Origin of the sequence: Limnohabitans sp. 2KL-17 (assembly GCF_003063415.1) — a bacterium.
Lineage (GTDB): Bacteria > Pseudomonadota > Gammaproteobacteria > Burkholderiales > Burkholderiaceae_C > Limnohabitans_A.
In genome coordinates, this window is the sequence record NZ_NESK01000003.1 from 1 (window position 1) to 16,408 (window position 16,408).

At 56.9% G+C, this 16,408-nt stretch carries 19 protein-coding genes and 1 pseudogene; 15 read left to right on the forward strand and 5 right to left on the reverse strand.

Annotated elements, in window-relative coordinates; all coding sequences use genetic code 11:
* A partial coding sequence (locus B9Z45_RS01745; protein ID WP_146180858.1) for a transposase occupies nucleotides 1-247 on the reverse strand: 247 nt, incomplete at its 3' end.
* Between the two features lie 29 nt (nucleotides 248-276).
* Between B9Z45_RS01745 and B9Z45_RS01750 the strand changes: the two genes are divergently transcribed.
* From B9Z45_RS01750 to B9Z45_RS01760, 3 genes and pseudogenes are all read left to right on the forward strand, one after another.
* The gene (locus tag B9Z45_RS01750) at nucleotides 277-963 is read left to right on the forward strand and encodes a cytochrome b/b6 domain-containing protein (RefSeq protein ID WP_255561975.1); all 687 of its coding nucleotides are present in this window, start codon (nucleotides 277-279) and stop codon (nucleotides 961-963) included.
* Between the two features lie 29 nt (nucleotides 964-992).
* Nucleotides 993-1,640: pseudogene (locus B9Z45_RS01755) on the forward strand (response regulator); the annotation flags it as partial.
* A gap of 46 nt (nucleotides 1,641-1,686) precedes the next feature.
* Nucleotides 1,687-3,021, forward strand: coding sequence for a histidine kinase dimerization/phospho-acceptor domain-containing protein (locus B9Z45_RS01760; protein WP_108405527.1), 1,335 nt, complete (start codon nucleotides 1,687-1,689; stop codon nucleotides 3,019-3,021).
* A gap of 31 nt (nucleotides 3,022-3,052) precedes the next feature.
* Here B9Z45_RS01760 and B9Z45_RS01765 read toward each other — a convergent pair whose 3' ends face one another.
* The gene (locus tag B9Z45_RS01765) at nucleotides 3,053-5,716 is read right to left on the reverse strand and encodes a cation-translocating P-type ATPase (RefSeq protein ID WP_108405656.1); all 2,664 of its coding nucleotides are present in this window, start codon (nucleotides 5,714-5,716) and stop codon (nucleotides 3,053-3,055) included.
* Between the two features lie 100 nt (nucleotides 5,717-5,816).
* On the opposite strand from B9Z45_RS01765, the gene B9Z45_RS01770 reads away from it, so the two are divergent.
* Both B9Z45_RS01770 and B9Z45_RS01775 read left to right on the forward strand, forming a co-directional pair.
* Nucleotides 5,817-6,428, forward strand: a complete 612-nt coding sequence (locus tag B9Z45_RS01770) for a hypothetical protein (RefSeq protein WP_108405528.1) — start codon at nucleotides 5,817-5,819, stop codon at nucleotides 6,426-6,428.
* A 65-nt stretch (nucleotides 6,429-6,493) separates the two neighbouring features.
* On the forward strand, nucleotides 6,494-6,949 hold the full coding sequence (locus B9Z45_RS01775) for a MaoC family dehydratase (RefSeq protein ID WP_108405529.1): 456 nt from the start codon (nucleotides 6,494-6,496) through the stop codon (nucleotides 6,947-6,949).
* On the opposite strand, the gene trmL is transcribed toward B9Z45_RS01775, so the two are convergent.
* Nucleotides 6,940-7,437: a tRNA (uridine(34)/cytosine(34)/5-carboxymethylaminomethyluridine(34)-2'-O)-methyltransferase TrmL gene (trmL, locus tag B9Z45_RS01780; RefSeq protein ID WP_108405530.1), complete on the reverse strand. Its 498-nt coding sequence runs from the start codon at nucleotides 7,435-7,437 to the stop codon at nucleotides 6,940-6,942. The genes B9Z45_RS01775 and trmL overlap by 10 nt on opposite strands.
* A gap of 56 nt (nucleotides 7,438-7,493) precedes the next feature.
* Nucleotides 7,494-8,240, reverse strand: coding sequence for a ComF family protein (locus B9Z45_RS01785; RefSeq protein WP_108405531.1), 747 nt, complete (start codon nucleotides 8,238-8,240; stop codon nucleotides 7,494-7,496).
* 89 nt (nucleotides 8,241-8,329) lie between these two features.
* Here B9Z45_RS01785 and B9Z45_RS01790 point away from each other — a divergent pair, with 89 nt between their 5' ends.
* From B9Z45_RS01790 to B9Z45_RS01820, 8 genes are all read left to right on the forward strand, one after another.
* Complete coding sequence (locus tag B9Z45_RS01790) at nucleotides 8,330-9,244, forward strand: biotin synthase (protein ID WP_108405657.1); 915 nt, start codon at nucleotides 8,330-8,332, stop codon at nucleotides 9,242-9,244.
* 95 nt (nucleotides 9,245-9,339) lie between these two features.
* Complete coding sequence (locus B9Z45_RS01795; RefSeq protein ID WP_108405532.1) at nucleotides 9,340-9,816, forward strand: DUF2244 domain-containing protein; 477 nt, start codon at nucleotides 9,340-9,342, stop codon at nucleotides 9,814-9,816.
* 77 nt (nucleotides 9,817-9,893) lie between these two features.
* Complete coding sequence (gene coxB / locus B9Z45_RS01800) at nucleotides 9,894-11,066, forward strand: cytochrome c oxidase subunit II (RefSeq protein ID WP_108405533.1); 1,173 nt, start codon at nucleotides 9,894-9,896, stop codon at nucleotides 11,064-11,066.
* A 32-nt stretch (nucleotides 11,067-11,098) separates the two neighbouring features.
* On the forward strand, nucleotides 11,099-12,715 hold the full coding sequence (gene ctaD / locus B9Z45_RS01805; RefSeq protein WP_108405534.1) for a cytochrome c oxidase subunit I: 1,617 nt from the start codon (nucleotides 11,099-11,101) through the stop codon (nucleotides 12,713-12,715).
* Nucleotides 12,716-12,726: 11 nt separating this feature from the next.
* Entirely contained in the window at nucleotides 12,727-12,837 is a 111-nt protein-coding gene (locus B9Z45_RS17310; protein ID WP_233252039.1) for a cytochrome oxidase small assembly protein, read from the forward strand.
* 10 nt (nucleotides 12,838-12,847) lie between these two features.
* Complete coding sequence (locus tag B9Z45_RS01810; protein WP_108405535.1) at nucleotides 12,848-13,477, forward strand: cytochrome c oxidase assembly protein; 630 nt, start codon at nucleotides 12,848-12,850, stop codon at nucleotides 13,475-13,477.
* Entirely contained in the window at nucleotides 13,474-13,701 is a 228-nt protein-coding gene (locus tag B9Z45_RS01815) for a DUF2970 domain-containing protein (RefSeq protein ID WP_108405536.1), read from the forward strand. The genes B9Z45_RS01810 and B9Z45_RS01815 overlap by 4 nt, the downstream gene beginning before the upstream one ends.
* A gap of 43 nt (nucleotides 13,702-13,744) precedes the next feature.
* On the forward strand, nucleotides 13,745-14,626 hold the full coding sequence (locus B9Z45_RS01820; RefSeq protein WP_108405537.1) for a cytochrome c oxidase subunit 3: 882 nt from the start codon (nucleotides 13,745-13,747) through the stop codon (nucleotides 14,624-14,626).
* A 125-nt stretch (nucleotides 14,627-14,751) separates the two neighbouring features.
* Here B9Z45_RS01820 and B9Z45_RS01825 read toward each other — a convergent pair whose 3' ends face one another.
* Nucleotides 14,752-14,985, reverse strand: a complete 234-nt coding sequence (locus B9Z45_RS01825) for a twin transmembrane helix small protein (RefSeq protein ID WP_199221817.1) — start codon at nucleotides 14,983-14,985, stop codon at nucleotides 14,752-14,754.
* A 14-nt stretch (nucleotides 14,986-14,999) separates the two neighbouring features.
* Here B9Z45_RS01825 and B9Z45_RS01830 point away from each other — a divergent pair, with 14 nt between their 5' ends.
* Both B9Z45_RS01830 and B9Z45_RS01835 read left to right on the forward strand, forming a co-directional pair.
* Nucleotides 15,000-15,743, forward strand: coding sequence for an SURF1 family protein (locus B9Z45_RS01830; RefSeq protein ID WP_108405539.1), 744 nt, complete (start codon nucleotides 15,000-15,002; stop codon nucleotides 15,741-15,743).
* Nucleotides 15,694-16,407: a hypothetical protein gene (locus B9Z45_RS01835; protein ID WP_108405540.1), complete on the forward strand. Its 714-nt coding sequence runs from the start codon at nucleotides 15,694-15,696 to the stop codon at nucleotides 16,405-16,407. Before B9Z45_RS01830 ends, B9Z45_RS01835 begins: the two co-directional genes overlap by 50 nt.
* Nucleotide 16,408: the final 1 nt, after the last annotated feature.

Below are 16,408 nucleotides of genomic sequence, written 5' to 3' on the forward strand. Positions count from 1 at the left end.
CCTCGCAAGCCTCGTCGGCCAAGTTGAACCAGTGCTGCACAAAGTACATGCGCAACATACGCTCAAGTCCCACCGGCGGGCGACCATTGCCCGGCTTGGGGTAATGCGGCTCGATCACTTCGCATAGCGCATGCCACGGAACGATCTCATTCATTGTGGAGAGGAACACGTCGCGCCTGGTTGCGCGACGGTATTGTTCGAATCCGGCTCCTGCATCGGCCGCTAGGGCAAGGGTCTGTTGTTTCATCGACCTATAACGAAACAGCACCCAATGCGGTGGACTTATTCAGCGTAGCCTTAACGCGGACTTTGCACGCTTTGATGGCTTTGAGTTTTGTCGGGGCTTACATCACGGCCGAAAGTGAAATATTCAGGCTGGTGCATGTGAGTTTGGGGTACACGCTGGGCGGCTTGTTGGTGGCGCGCCTTGTGTGGGGTTTGCTGGGGCCACGCCATGCGCGCTTGTCAGCCCTGTGGGGCAAGTTGCGTGGACTGGGCGACTGGTGGCGTGGCTTGCGCACAGGCCGGGCATCTTGGCGGCAGATGCAAAATTTGTACATGGCCGTCTCCGTCGTGGCCGTGTTGTTGGCCATCGCCCCAGTGGTGTTGTCGGGTTACGTGACCTACCAAGAGTGGACGGGTGAATGGATGGAAGATGTGCACGAGTTCTTTGGTAACTTCATGCTGATGGCTGTGTTGGCACATGTTTTGGGTGTGGTCGTCTTGAGTTTGCTGCGTCGCCGTAATCTGGCCACCCCCATGCTCACAGGGCGTGTGGAAGGCATTGGCCCTGATTTGATTCATTCCAACCACTGGACTTTGGCAGCATTGTTGCTGGCTGCGGTCTTGTCTTTCTGGTTTTGGCAATGGCAGGCGTCGCCGCAGGTTCCGGCCGAGGGTGGCGCTAGCTGGCTTCACCCTGCACCTGGCAGGGCACAATCTCACAACGATGACGACGATTGATCTTGAGGCAACAGGTACAGGTTTGACCGATGCGAATATTGCTGGCTGAGGACGATGAATTGCTTGGGGCCGGCCTGAAAGCCGGTTTGCAACAGCAAGGCTTCCAGGTGGATTGGGTGCGCGATGGTGTGGCAGCCCAACGCGAGTTGTTGACAGGCGCGTATCAGGCTTCGGTGCTGGATTTGGGCTTGCCTCGCCAGGACGGCATGCAATGCCTGGCGGCTGTGAGGCGCCAGAAAATCACGACACCGGTGTTGATCCTGACCGCTCGAGATGGCGTACCGGACCGCATTGCCGGACTGGATGCGGGTGCTGATGATTAATTGGTCAAGCCTGTTGATTTGATGGAGTTGGCCGCCCGTTTGCGCGCCTTGGTGCGCAGGGCCCATGGTGTGGCTGAACCCATTCTGGAAGCGGGTGCCTTGCGAATGGTCCCGGCATCCCGGGAGGTCTGGTTGGACGAACGCATTGTTGAGTTGTCACTGCGTGAATACGAAATTCTGCAAATTTTCATGCTGCATACAGGCAGGGTCTTGACGAGAACCCAGATTGAGCAGCATTTGTACCAATGGGGCACTGAGGTGAGCAGCAACACAGTAGAGGTTCACATTTACAACTTGCGCAAAAAACTTCGCCCGGATGTGATCGAAACCTTGCGGGGTGTGGGCTACATGTTGCCCCAACAGATCAGGGCAGAAGCTACAGGCAAAAAAAAGGTGCAGCATGAGAGCTTGGCGACACGCCTCTTTGCAATGGCGCCTGATGCTGAGCTTGTTGATGGCCACAGGCTTGGTCTGGGGGGTGGTGTTGGTGATGACATGGCTCAATACCGAACACGAGCTCAATGAGTTGCTGGACGCCCATTTGGCCCAAACCGCTGCTGTGCTGGCAGTGCAAACAAGCGACGAGCACGATGACGACTTCACCACTGCAGATGTTTTGCACAAGTACCAGCCCCGGGTGGCTTTTCAAATCTGGCACGACCAGGAATTGATCGCCCGTTCAGCCGAGGCCCCATTGGTACCCCTGGCGCCTTGGGGTCAAAGGGGTATTTCTGACCAATGGCAAGCTCAAAAAGCATGGCGAGTTTTTGCAACGTCTGGCCGCGAAGACGATGTCTGGGTGGTGGTGACCGAATTGCAATCGGCACGCAACGACATCTTGACCGCGGGATTGCATTCAGCAATCGTGCCCATGATCTTGGCGTTGCCGGCATTGGCCTTGTTGATTTGGGCCATTGTTTTTCAGTCACTCGCACCTTTGCGGCAGTTGAGTCAGGCGGTGTCAAAGCGGCGAGCCGACGACCGACAAGCTTTGAGTGAGGCCGTTCCGGTGGAGGTGCAACCCTTGGTGAAGGCACTGAATCGGTTGTTTGAGAAGATTGCCCAGCAAATGGACGGTGAACGCCGATTCACAGCTGATGCAGCCCATGAATTGCGAACACCCATCGCAGCGATACGCATGCAGGCACAAGTGGCACGAGGCACAGGGCTGGAGAGTGAACGTGATACCGCTCTGGATGCTGTGTTGCAAGGCTGCGACCGAGCCACCCGTCTGGTGGCGCAGTTGTTGCAGCTGGCCAGACTGGATGCCGATGAGACTTCGTCGCAGACTCAAACTTGCGAAGTTGTCGCAGAAACCCGGATGAGCTTGGCTGACCTCGGCCCACAAGCTGTGGCCAAGCGGCAAGCGCTGAGTCTGGACGCGCCGGATGCTTTGTGGGTGCCCATGCCGCCAGGTTTGGTGGGAGTTTTGGTCGGTAATCTGGTGGACAACGCCCAGCGCTACAGCCCCGTGGGGGCCTGCATCCGTGTGCAATGGGAGCCGTCGCCACTGCCGCGTCTGGTGGTGGAGGACAGTGGCCCGGGTTTGAACCCGGCGGACCTGGCACGGTTGGGGGATCGATTTTTCCGCGTGCCTGGCAGCGGTGCGGATGGCAGTGGGCTGGGCTGGTCGATTGTGCGTCGCCTGGCAGAGCGTTATCGCTTCCAAGTACAGCTTGAGCGCAGCGCTGAGTTGGGGGGCTTGCGCGTGGTCTTGACCTGGCCTGTTGCATAGCGGACACAATGTCCCGCCTGATTTGTCGCCATCACCGCAGTGGCTGTGGCTGCAGCGTCCATGCGGCTGCTGTCCAGTGCAACACCGCCACGCTCACACCACTGAGCAAGCCGGATGCCGCTGCGACGAGCATGGGCCAAAGGGGCAATGGCTCAAACTTCAGGGGCACGGCCAGCCAGGGCCAATGGATGGCGAGCATCAAAAATGCCAATGCCATCCCGATGACTCCATAGGCCATGAAGTTGGGCGTGCGCAAGCTGCGCCAAAATTTGCCACCACCTGCCCGGTTGGACAAAATCAGAGCGGCATTGCCCGTGATCAAGGTGATGAAGACCATGGCGCGAATTTGCGCTTCACTCAAAATAGCCATGCGCATGTTCTCTGCACCCAGGTCTGAAAGCCATGGTGCCCAAGTGCCTGACCAAGTCTGCGCAAGGAAATAGGTCAGCGCCACGCTGGCTAGAACGCACAAGCCCTGACCCATGGCCAAACCAATGGCTTGCGCGCCGAACAAGGGCGCATGGGTGTCGCGTGGTGGGCGTTGCATCACATCGCTGTCTTCCGGCTCGCTTTCAAATGCCAGAGAGCAGGCCGGGTCAATCACCAGTTCCAGCAAGGCGACATGCAGTGGCAGCATGACAGCGGGCCAACCCATGACCATGGGGACCAGTGCGATGCCTGCAATGGGAATGTGGATGGCAAAGATGTACTGCATTGACTTTTGCAGGTTACCGAAAATGCGTCTGCCCAAACGTATGCCCCGAACGATGGACGCGAAGTTGTCATCCACAAGCACAAGATCGGCGGATTCGCGCGCCACATCGGTGCCGCGCGCACCCATGGCAATGCCCACATGTGCTGCTTTCAGGGCGGGGGCGTCGTTCACACCATCGCCCGTCATGGCCACCACCTCGCCATTTGCCTGCAGCGCTTGTACGATGCGCAACTTTTGGTGCGGTGAGATGCGCGCGCACACCGTGACATGGTCCAGCCTGGCGCGCAGCTCGACATCCTCGAGGCCGTCCAGTTCTGCTCCCGTCAAAGTGCTCCCTTCGGGAAGACCGGCTTGTCGCGCAATTTCGCAGGCGGTGACCGGGTAGTCACCCGTGATCAGGATGACCTGTATGCCTGCCGATTGGCAGTCGGCGACGGCTTGTGGAATTTCAGGGCGCAGGGGGTCGGTCAAGCCAATCAGACCCAGCCACTCAAAGACAAAGTCGTGTGGGCTTTCCGGGTAGTTGACACCGACAAAGCGGCTGCGTGCCACGGCCAGCACGCGCAGCCCCTGTGCGGCCATGTGCGCTACGCGCTCCAGCCAGTTTGCGCGCTCGGCACTGGTCAGGTGGCACAAGTCCATGATGGCCTCGGGCGCGCCTTTGGCTGAGACGACGAGGTCTTCTTCCTGCTCAAACTGCCAGACGTGTGACATGGCTTTGAGGCTGGGACTGAGGGCATAGCTTTGAACCAGTTGCCCTGCGCCGAATTGACGGTCGGTATCACTCAGCTGGCTTTTACCCAGGGTATGAAAGGCGGTTTCCATGGGGTCAAAAGGGCTAGGGGCACTGGCCAGAATGGCGTGCTCGATCAAGGAATGGAAATCCACAGAAATCGGGTTCGATGCGGTTGCCAATGATGTGTTCCAGCGCAACACCTCGCTGGAATCTGTCGGGTTGCGCGAATTGGGCACCGAGAGTGCGGTCACGGTCATGCGGTTTTGTGTCAGCGTGCCGGTCTTGTCGGTGCACAGCACGCTGGTGGCCCCCAGTGTTTCGATCGCGTTGATGTGGCGGGTAAGCACGCCTTCACGCGCCAGGCGGCGCGCACCCATGGCTGGAAACAGGGTGAGCACTACCGAATATTCTTCCGGCAGGATGGACATGGCCAGGGCGATGCTCGCCAGCACTGCGGGCAGCCATTCCCCGGTGCGCAGGCCGAGTGTCATGATCATGACGGCGCAAAGCACTCCCACCAAGCTGGCGAGCACTTTGACGAGCCGGGCAGTTTGTTGTTGCAAAGGGGTCTCGGCTTGTTGCACTTGTGCCAGTGCCAAGCCAATCTGGCCGATCTGGCTGCGCATGCCCGTGGCGGTGACTTGTGCTTGCCCGCTGCCGCGAACCACGAACGTGCCGCCATGCACGCATGAGGCAGGCGTAAGCTGTTCCGGCTTGTCGGGCGATGAACTGACCGAAGGTCTTTCAAGCGGGCTCTTGTCAGTGGGGACCGACTCACCCGTCAGCAGTGACTCGTCAATTTGCAGGTTGTTGGCTGCCAGCAGCCAACCATCTGCAGCCACCCGGTCACCCTCTGACAGCAGCAGCCAGTCTCCCACGACGACTTCGCGTGCTGGTATCTGAAGCGTCTGACCATCGCGCAGCACCCGGGCCAGCGGTTGAGTGAGTTGGCGCAGGGCCTCGATGGCGGCTTCGGACTGGCCTTCCTGGTAAAAGCTGAGCACCAGAACGGCCAGCACAAACACTGCCAGCGTCAGGCCTTCGGTCAGGTCACCCAGCAGCACATAAAGCAAGGCTGCCAAGACCAGCAGTGCAAACATGGGCTGACGCAGCATGTCGACCAGGCGGCGCCAAACGGAGCGGCGCATGCCTTGTTCAATTTCGTTGGGTCCATCCTGTTTGAGGCGTCTTGACGCCTGGGTTGTTGTCAGGCCTTGTGCGGTGTTAAGGTGGTCAGGTGCCATGGCCCAGTGTGCGAGGCTTGGCGCTTGGGGGCTTTGACACAAGTCAAGCGGCCCAATGGGCTTGTCACCTCGTATGTCCATTTCCGTCCAAGGAGTCAGCATGAACCCGCAGATTCAGGAATTTCTTGACCGCATCCAGCAGTTGGAGGCTTCCATCGAGCAAGAGGCCAAAATTCGCCGTCAGCAGTGGCAGGTCGATTTTGACGAGCACAAGGTGCGCTTTGAAAAAGAAGTGCTGGCGCAACAGAAACGCTTCAAGGCAGGCTTGCTGGGGTATGTGCTTACAGCCGAGTGGCGGCATGTGTTGTGCGTGCCCTTCATTTACCCGGTTCTATTGCCCATGCTGCTGCTCGATGGTTTGGTCACCCTGTACCAGTGGGTGTGTTTTCCGTTGTGCGGTATCCCCCGGGTCAAGCGGTCTGACTATTTTGTGTTTGACCGCACACACTTGGCGTATTTGAATTGGCTCGAAAAGATCAACTGTGCTTATTGCTCATATGCCAACGGCTTGATAGCCTATGCCCGCGAGGTGGTGGGCTTGACCGAGCAATACTGGTGCCCCATCAAGCATGCGCGCCGCGTGTTGCAGGCACACCCTTATTACCACGGCTTTTCCGATTATGGTGACGCTGAACATTTCCGCGAAGAACTGGCCCACTTGCGTGCCGAACTTCTGAAAGTGCGCACTGACGAGACAGTCAAAAAGCCCTGACCTGGCCCTTCTACCTGTCACGTCACCGACACCCTGTGGCTTGCAAGCTGCATACAGTCAAGCGTATGAAAACATTTGAAACCCTGGCCGATCTGGCCGCTTGCGTTGGCCAGCATGTGGCCGCTACCGAGTGGGTGGAGATCACCCAGCAGCAGATCAACCAGTTTGCGCAAGCCACTGGAGATCACCAGTGGATCCACGTGGACGTAGAACGCGCGAAGCAGGGGCCATTCGGCGCGCCGATTGCGCATGGTTTTTTGACTCTGTCATTATTGTCGCAGTTTTTCGACAAAACCATTGCGGTCAATGCCAAGCAGATGGGGGTGAATTACGGTCTGAACAAAGTGCGTTTCATGGCGCCTGTGCCCGTGGGCAGCCGTTTGCGGGCCCATCTGCATTTGCATTCGGCCACGCCGATCGAGGGCAACGGATTGCAGTTGCAGTGGAACGTGACCGTGGAGCGGGAGGGCAGCGAAAAACCGGTGTGCGCAGCCGAGTCTTTGGTGCGTATTTACGCCTGAGCGGGCAGGATGGGGTCAGGGCTGGCCCCGCCAAAATTTTGCTGGCGCCACGCTTCGAAGACCGTGACCGCCACCGCGTTTGACAGGTTAAGGCTGCGCTGACCTTCGCGCATGGGCAGCCGAATGCGCTGTGCAAGGGCAAACTGTTCACGCAGTTCGGTGGATAAACCTTTTGTTTCCGAGCCAAAAACAAGCCAGTCGCCCGGCTTGAAAGCCACGCCGTGCGCGGCGCGGCTGCCACGGGTTGTCAAGGCAAACATGCGGTCCAAAGCAGGTTGTTCGTTGGTCATGAAAGTGGCCCAATCGGCATGGCGTCGCAATTGGGCGTACTCGTGGTAATCGAGGCCCGCCCGGCGCATGTGTTTGTCATCCATCGAAAACCCCAAGGGCTCGATCAGGTGGAGCTTGCAGCCGGTGTTGGCAGCCAGACGGATGACGTTGCCGGTGTTCGGCGGGATTTCGGGCTCAACGAGGACGATATGGAACATGGCTGGTATTGTGCCTTGGGTGCACCGCCCCAACGGGCAAAGGCTAAGGCCAATCCTCAGGCATCGCTGCCCGTTTCGGTGCGCGCCAGCACCAAGGCGCTAACGTTCGCGACACCGGCCTGGCGCAGCACCCGGGCCGCCATGTGCAGCGAGGCGCCGCTGGTCATCACATCGTCGATCAGCACCACCCTTTGACCTCGAAGCTCCTTGGCCCGCAATGGCTCGACTGCAAAAGCGTCCACCAGATTGGCCAGCCGCTCTAGCCGGGGCAAACTGCGCTGTGAGGGTGTATCTCGGGTGCGCAGCAGCAAATGGGCATCGGCTTTCCGTGGACTGAGTTGGCGTGCCAGCAGCCACGACTGGTTGTAACCCCGTTCAGCAAGCCGTTGCGCAGAAAGTGGGATGGGCAGGACCCAATCGGCCGCGTCCAGGGTGTCTTCTGCCCAAGGTGTGCTCATCATCAGGGTGGCCAAAGGCCCGGCCCAACCGGCTTGTTGGTGAAATTTGTAGCGGGCGATCAGGTCGACCCAGGGCCAGGCATAGGCTGTAGCGGTCAGGCACAGGTCAAGTGGTGGTGGCGTTTTCAGGCAAGTGCCGCAGTGCTTGGCTGGGTGGGGCAAGGGCAGGGCGCAGCCCATGCAGCGGTGTTGTGGCTGGGCAAAGCGGCTGATGCAGGCATCGCACAGGGGCGATTGCGGCCAGCTTTGGCAGACCGCGCAACGGCTGGGCAGCCAACCCCAAGCGCGGTCGGGTCGGTGCACCGTGAGCGTGGAAACTATCCCCCTGAACCATTTGGGCCACATGAAATCAATATACTGCCGCCACACCCTCACCACAAGCGCCGAACGTGCTGTTCGTCCGTTGCAGCTTCACATTTTCTTTTGACCTGGCCATGTCTGGACCCGAACGCCCCCCATCACTTGACCCTGTTGCCGCTGCCCGCTGGGCCGGGCATGCCGTGGGCCAGGCTTCGCCCTGGCTGCACGAGGAGGTGGCTTCTCGCATGCAGGACCGGCTTGACTTCATCAAGCTGAAGCCAGCACGGTGGGTTCATTGGGAGCCTTTGCGCGGGGGCTTGCTGGCGCAAAAGGCTTTGCAAAAGCGCTACCCGCAAGCCGAGGCTTGGCTGAGCAGCGAACAAACTGCCCAGGCTTTGGCGGCCCGATCCGCCGTTCAAGGGCCGTGGTGGCAAGTGGCGCGATGGCTGGGGCCCCGAATTCAGGTGGGCATTCCACCAGAGGGGCAAGCCCAGATGCTTTGGGCCAATATGGTTTTGCACACCGCCGTCCAGCCTCAAAACTTGCTGAAAATCTGGCACCGCGCCCTGGCTGCGGATGGTTTTTTGATGTTTTCCTGCTTGGGGCCTGACACCTTGCGGGAATTGCGGGATGTCTACGACCATCAAGGCTGGCCCGCACCTGCGCACGAATTCACCGACATGCACGATTGGGGCGACATGCTCGTTGAAGCGGGGTTTGCCGAGCCCGTCATGGACATGGAGCGCATCACTTTGACCTATGAAACACCGGAGCGCTTACTTGCCGAGTTGCGCGCATGGGGCAGGAACCTTCATGTTCAGCGGTTTGCGGGTTTGCGAGGACGGCGTTGGCGTGAGCAACTTGACAGCGTGCTAATGGCTTTGGCCCGGCCAGAGGAGGGTGGGCGGTTGACACTGACTTTTGAAATTGTCTATGGCCACGCCATGAAACCTCAGCCACGCGCCACAGTCAGTGCCCGAACGGAAATTGGCTTGGATCAGATGCGCCAGATGCTTCGCGGCAAAGCCGGGATATCCGACAAAGTTTGAGTTGAATCAAAACCCCCTCTCAACTCGGGTAAAATCCGGTCGGTTTTAGCCACAATACTTGCCTCGTAGCATGTTAGTTTATTGAAAGCTGACGCGTGTCAAATCCAACTTACCAGTTTGCACAGGAGTCTGGGCCTGCCATTCAATGGCGTCTCAGGCGCAATTGTTCTGTAACACCAGCCCAACTGGGGTGGCTTTACCTGTCCATGTGCGGCTTGTCATTGGGCATCGGGTTATTCTTCTGGTTACAGGGGGCAACTTTGGTGTTGGCGTTCGCCGGTCTGGAAATAGCGGTGGTTGGTTTGGCGTTTTTGGCCTATGCGTGGCACGCGACCGATGGCGAGTGGATCTCGTTGCAGGGCACCCGCCTGGTGGTGGAGTGTGAGTCTGCCGGGCGCTGCGAGCGGGCAGAGTTTGCGCGGCAATGGGTCAGGGTCGAACCAAAGTCGGGTGACCACAGCCTGATCGAATTGTCCGGACAGGGCCGTTCGATTGAGGTGGGGCGCTTTGTGCGCCCAGAGTTGCGCCAAGCCTTGGCGCGAGAAATAAGAAGGGCATTGCGCTCTGCGTGATGTCCGGTGACATACAGGCCTTGGCCTGGGTCGTCATGGGTGTGAGTTCAACAGAGTCTTGGAAGTTAGTGAGAACCATGAAGAATATTTCCAATCAATTGGCTTCGCTGCTGTCCCGCGCGGGCATCTTTGCAGGCGCATGGCTGGCCACTGCGGCCTATGCCGTCAACGATTTGCCAGGCGGCCCTGCCGTCAACCAGCTCAATTTTGCACCGCCAGTGACCAAAATCGCTGAAGAACAGCATTGGCTGCACTGGTTTATGTTGATCCTGTGCACGGTGATATTTGTTGCCGTTTTCGCGGTGATGTTTTATTCCATTTGGAAGCACCGCAAGTCGGTGGGCCACAAGCCAGCGACATTCACCGAATCCATCACGGTAGAAGTGATCTGGACAGCAGTGCCATTCATCATTGTGATCCTGATGGCTCTGCCCGCTACCAAGGTGCTGGTGGCGCAAAAAGACACCACCAACGCTGACCTGACCGTCAAGGCCACTGGTTACCAGTGGAAATGGGGTTACGACTACATCAAGGGTGAAGGCGAAGGCTTGAGCTACATCTCCACACTCGACTCCTCCCAGCGCGCCATGTCGAATGCAGGCAAGCCACAAGGCGACAACTACCTGCTCAAAGTGGACTACCCGCTGGTAGTGCCCGTAGGCCAAAAAGTTCGTGTGATCACCACTGCAAACGATGTGATTCATGCTTTCGCAGTGCCTGCCTTTGGCATCAAGCAAGATGCCATTCCAGGCTTTGTTCGTGACACCTGGTTCCGCGCTGAGAAAACTGGCGATTTTTACGGTCAATGTCAAGAGTTGTGCGGTAAAGAGCACGCCTACATGCCCATCCATGTCAAGGTGTTGTCCACTGCAGACTATTCTGCTTGGGTCGATGCCGAAAAGAAAAAACAAGCAGCCAAGGCCGATGATCCTGCCAAGGTGTGGGCTCTTGATGACCTGTCCAAGCGTGGCGAGAAGGTTTATGCCGCTAACTGTGCAGCTTGTCACCAAGCCAGCGGCAAGGGCGCTGGGTCCATCAAGGCAGTGGATGGTTCGTCGGTGGTGCTGGATGCGGATAAATCCAGGCAAATTTCGGTGATGCTCAACGGACAAAACAATGGTGCCATGCCCGCATGGAAACAGTTGTCCGATACTGAAATCGCTGCTGTGATCACTTACACCAAAAACAACTGGTCCAACAAGACCGGGCAAATCGTGCAACCGGCTGACATCCTGGCCGCTCGCAAATAAGCCGTACCGCATACAAATCAAAGGAAATCAAGATGAGTGCCGTTCTAGACCATCACGATCATGCCCATGACGACCACGGTCACGCGCCTACAGGCTGGCGTCGTTGGGTGTATGCCACGAACCACAAGGACATTGGCACCTTGTATCTCCTGTTCAGCTTTGCCATGCTCATGATTGGGGGCGTGCTGGCTCTGGGCATTCGTGCCGAGTTGTTCCAGCCGGGCTTGCAAATTGTCAACCCTGAGTTGTTCAATCAGTTCACCACCATGCACGGCATCATCATGGTGTTCGGCGCGATCATGCCCGCCTTTGTGGGTTTCGCTAACTGGATGTTGCCGCTGCAGGTTGGCGCTTCCGACATGGCCTTTGCCCGCATGAACAACTTCAGCTTTTGGCTGATGATTCCTGCAGCGCTGACCCTCGTCAGTTCCTTTTTCATGCCAGGTGGCGCACCTGCTGCCGGCTGGACGCTTTATGCCCCCCTGACATTGCAAATGGGTCCTTCGATGGACGCTGGTATTTTTGCGCTGCATATTCTGGGTGCTTCATCGATCATGGGTTCGATCAACATAATCGTGACCATTTTGAACATGCGTGCTCCTGGCATGACCTTGATGAAGATGCCCATGTTCGCTTGGACATGGCTCATCACCGCTTACCTGTTGATTGCTGTGATGCCTGTATTGGCCGGTGCGATCACCATGACCCTGACTGACCGTCACTTCGGCACCAGCTTCTTCAACCCCGCTGGCGGTGGTGACCCGGTCATGTACCAGCACATTTTCTGGTTCTTTGGGCACCCCGAGGTGTACATCATGATCTTGCCGGCCTTCGGCATCATCAGCCAGATCGTGCCAGCGTTTGCACGCAAAAAGCTTTTCGGCTATGCCTCCATGGTTTATGCCACTTCGTCGATTGCCATCCTTTCGTTCATCGTGTGGGCGCACCACATGTTCACGACGGGCATGCCTGTGACTGGTCAGTTGTTCTTCATGTACGCCACGATGCTGATCGCTGTGCCAACTGCCGTGAAGATCTTCAACTGGATCGCAACCATGTGGCGCGGCTCCATGACCTTTGAAACTCCCATGCTTTTTGCTGTGGGTTTTATCTTTGTGTTCACCATGGGTGGTTTTACAGGTCTGATTTTGGCCATGGCCCCGATCGACACCCAATTGCAAGACACCTATTACGTGGTCGCCCATTTCCACTACGTGCTGGTGGCAGGTTCGCTGTTCGCTTTGTTCGCTGGCTTTTACTACTGGGTGCCCAAGTGGACGGGCGTGATGTACAACGAAACTCGGGGCAAGGTCCATTTTTGGTGGACGCTGATTTCTTTCAACGTCACATTCTTTCCGATGCACTTCCTGGGACTTGCCGGCATGCCACGCCGGTATGCTGACTACCCGATGCAATTCACAGACTTCAACATGTTGGCTTCTGTGGGCGCCTTTTTCTTCGGTTTTGCGCAGGTTTATTTCTTCCTGTTCGTGGTCTTGCCCACCATGATGGGCAAGGGTGAAAAAGCGCCTCAAAAGCCTTGGGAAGCTGCCGAAGGTCTCGAGTGGGAAGTCCCTTCCCCAGCGCCATTTCATACCTTTGAAAACCCACCCAAGCTGGACGCCACTGCGACCCGCGTGATTGGTTGAACAGCATGCCCATGACCCCTGAGCAAAGAAAAAACAATGTTCGCCTTGGCCTGATTCTGGCCTCGGTGGCACTGGCAATGTTGGTTGGTTTTGTAGCCAAGTTGCTGTTGTTAAACCGCTGAAAGACCCTCAATGAACTTGCGCGGTGAAAACTTGAAGATGGTGGGCAAGCTCGCAGTTGTGACTTTAGGCATGTTCTGCTTTGGTTACGCGCTGGTTCCCATCTACAAAGCCATTTGCGAGATCACAGGCATCAACATCTTGTCGATTTCCGAAACCCAGATTCCTGGCAATGCCAAGTCGGGTAAGGCGGCCGAAGTGCTGCGGAACAGCCAAGTTGACACCACCCGCACCATCACTGTCGAGTTTGATGCCAACGTGCGAGGACCTTGGGAGTTCAAGCCTGAAAAGCGATCGATGCAGGTTCACCCGGGTGAGCTCAGCACCGTGATGTACGAGTTCCAAAATGTGCAAAACCGTCGCATGGCGGCTCAGGCCATTCCCAGCTACGCACCCAAGCAGGCTGCCAACCATTTCAACAAGCTCGAATGTTTTTGCTTTAACCAGTACACATTAGAGCCCGGTGAAAAGAAGTCCTGGCCCGTAGCTTTTGTGATTGACCCCAAGTTGTCCAAAGACGTTACCACCATCACCTTGTCCTACACTTTTTTTGAAGTGGGCGGTAAGACACCCACCGCACCGACAACGCCCTTGGCCGCTGCTGTGCAGCCCATGGTGGTAAAGACAGGCCTGGGTTCATGAGCACCCCCGAGCTCCAGACCATGCACAAGACATCCTGGTTGCGCACCATTCAGGCAGTGCTTTGGTCCTTTGTGGGTCTTCGTAAGAATTCAGAGTCCCAGCAAGACATTGAAAAGCTCAACCCTTTCCACATCATCGCTGTGGCCATTGGCGCAGTGCTTTTGTTTGTTCTGGGGCTGATCGCCCTAGTCAATTGGGTGGTCGTTCAGCCAATTGGCCTTTAACCAGCAAGATTAGATTTCGCAAGCAGAGAGAGCAGGAGTTTCCATGAGTTCAGCAACACACGGCACCACGCCTTATTACTTCGTCCCAGACGCTTCGCGCCATCCTGTCATGGCAGCCATCGGTTTGTTTTTCGTCATTGTGGGCGCAGGACAATGGATCAATGGTGTCGAATGGGGCATGTACATGCTTTACTTCGGAATGATGTGGTGGTTGACCGTTTTGTACCAATGGTTCAAACAAGCCATCAACGAAAGTGAGGGTGGCCTGTACGGTCGAAAGATCGACCTGTCCTTCCGCTGGAGCATGACATGGTTTATTTTTTCCGAGGTGATGTTCTTCGGTGCTTTTTTTACCGCGTTGTGGTGGGCCCGTTCGCATTCAGTGCCTGAACTGGGCAGCCTTGAAAATGCCTTGCTGTGGCCCGACTTCAAAGCTGCATGGCCCAGTCTGGTGGCTGGAGCCACCACATCGCCAGCGGGAATAGTCGAGCCCTTCCAGACCATGGGCCCTTTCTGGTTGCCCACCATCAACACAGCGCTGCTCTTGACATCGGGGGTGACCTTGACCATTGCCCACCATGCATTGCAAAGCGGTGACCGCAGCAAGACCATCAAATTCATGTGGATGACAGTGCTGCTGGGGGTCACTTTCTTGTTTGTCCAGGGTTATGAGTATGTCCATGCCTGGAATGATTTGAACCTGAAGATGTCTTCTGGCATGTATGGTTCAACGTTTTATTTGCTGACCGGTTTTCACGGTTTCCACGTCCTGGTGGGCATGTTAATGTTGCTGTTCATTACCTTGCGTTTGCAAAAGGGCCATTTCACCAAAGACCGTCATTTTGGTTTTGAAGGTGCGGCTTGGTACTGGCACTTTGTGGATGTGGTGTGGCTGGGCTTGTACATCCTTGTGTACTGGATGTAAAGCTTTTCTGTCCGCACTAAAAAGCGCCTTTGGGCGCTTTTTTGTTAAGTGCACACATGCTGCTGGATTTACCCAATGGGATAAAAATGGGACCGGCTTATGGCCTTGGCGCCACCAGAAAATCCTCAGGAACCCGTAGGGATTCCGGTCGGTTGAATCCAGCCCATCTTCCAGGAAATCAGCACGCAAATGAACAGGACAATGGAAAAGCCGACCCGGAAAGCCAAAGCCTTGACCATGCTGCCTGTTTTGGGCGCTTGGCCTTCCGCAGGTGGCGTGCCGCCCCGCATCATGTAGATCAGGGCTGAGACCAGACTCACCAATATGGCAACAAACGCGATGGCAACCAAAATTTTCATGAGTACATTATCCAATGACTGAGAAAACCCCGGTGTGGCAAAGATGGCTGATGCTACTTGTCGCCTTGCTGGCTGTTGGCCTTACGGGCTCTTTGGGGCTGTGGCAACTGGACCGGGCGGCTCAAAAAACCGACTTGCAAACCAACAAAATGAAGCAAGCGGACATGCCGGCGCTCGATGGCCGCTCGCTGGGCGGCGCCATTGATTCTGAGCAGCAACGCGCCGGACTGATCTACCGTCGCGTCACACTGGTAGGCCGCTGGTTACCCCAGCACACGGTGTACTTGGAAAACCGGCAAATGAATGCCAAGCCCGGCTTTTTTGTGCTGACACCCTTTCAAATTCAGGGCTCGGGCACGGTTTTGTTGGTGCAGCGTGGCTGGGCTCAGCGGTCTTTTACAGACCGCGCGGCCATACCCGGCATTCAGACGCCTGAAGGCTGGGTCGATCTGCAGGGTCATTTGGCCCCATGGCCATCAAGGCTCTACGACTTTGGCGGGGCTGAGCAAGGCCCGATACGGCAAAATCTGGACTTGTTGTTATTCCGAAATGAAACCGGTCTGGATTTGCTTGAAGTCTCGTTGCTGCAGTCAGGCGTAGCCTCTGAAGGTTTGCTGCGCGAATGGCCTGTGGTGACCAGTGGTGTGGATAAGCACTATGGCTACGCTTTTCAATGGTTTGGCCTCAGTGGCCTGATCGCTTTACTTTATGTCTGGTTCCAAATTGTCCAACCCCGCCGAAAAAAACGAACTGTCTGACAGTCCCTTTGCCATGACGGTGCACGACATGCCCCGCCCTGGTGATGTTGTGCAGGCCGATGCACAAAGATCCCGCATGGGCCGCTGGAAAATGCTGGCCATGCTGCTGATATGCGCCTCGCCGGTGATTGCCTCTTATTTCACGTATTACGTCTTGCGCCCGGAGGGACGCCGCAATTACGGCGAGTTGATCGATCCGCAAAAAGACATGCCTCAAGCCTCGGTTAAAAACCTGCAAGGCGAAGTGGTGGCCGTGGAGAGCCTGAAGGGGCAATGGTTGCTGGTCAGTGTGGCCTCGGGCGCATGCGCCGAGCGTTGCCAGCAAAACCTGTATTTCCAGCGCCAGCTTCGTGAAATCCTGGGCCGTGAAAAAGACCGCCTTGACCGTGTTTGGTTGGTCACCGACGATGTACCGGTTGATGCCAGCTTGTTGCCTGCCTTGAACACAGCGCATGTTTTGCGAATGGACCTGACCACCTTGCAAGCCTGGATCAGCCCTGAACAGGGTCAGCAATTGCAGGACCACTTGTACGTGATTGACCCTATGGGCAACTTCATGATGCGTTTTCCGGCCAACATGGATGTGTCCAGTGCTTCAAAGGCCAAGCGCGATCTGGATCGTTTGCTCAAGGCTTCATCGTCATGGGACGAGGCGGGGCGCTGAT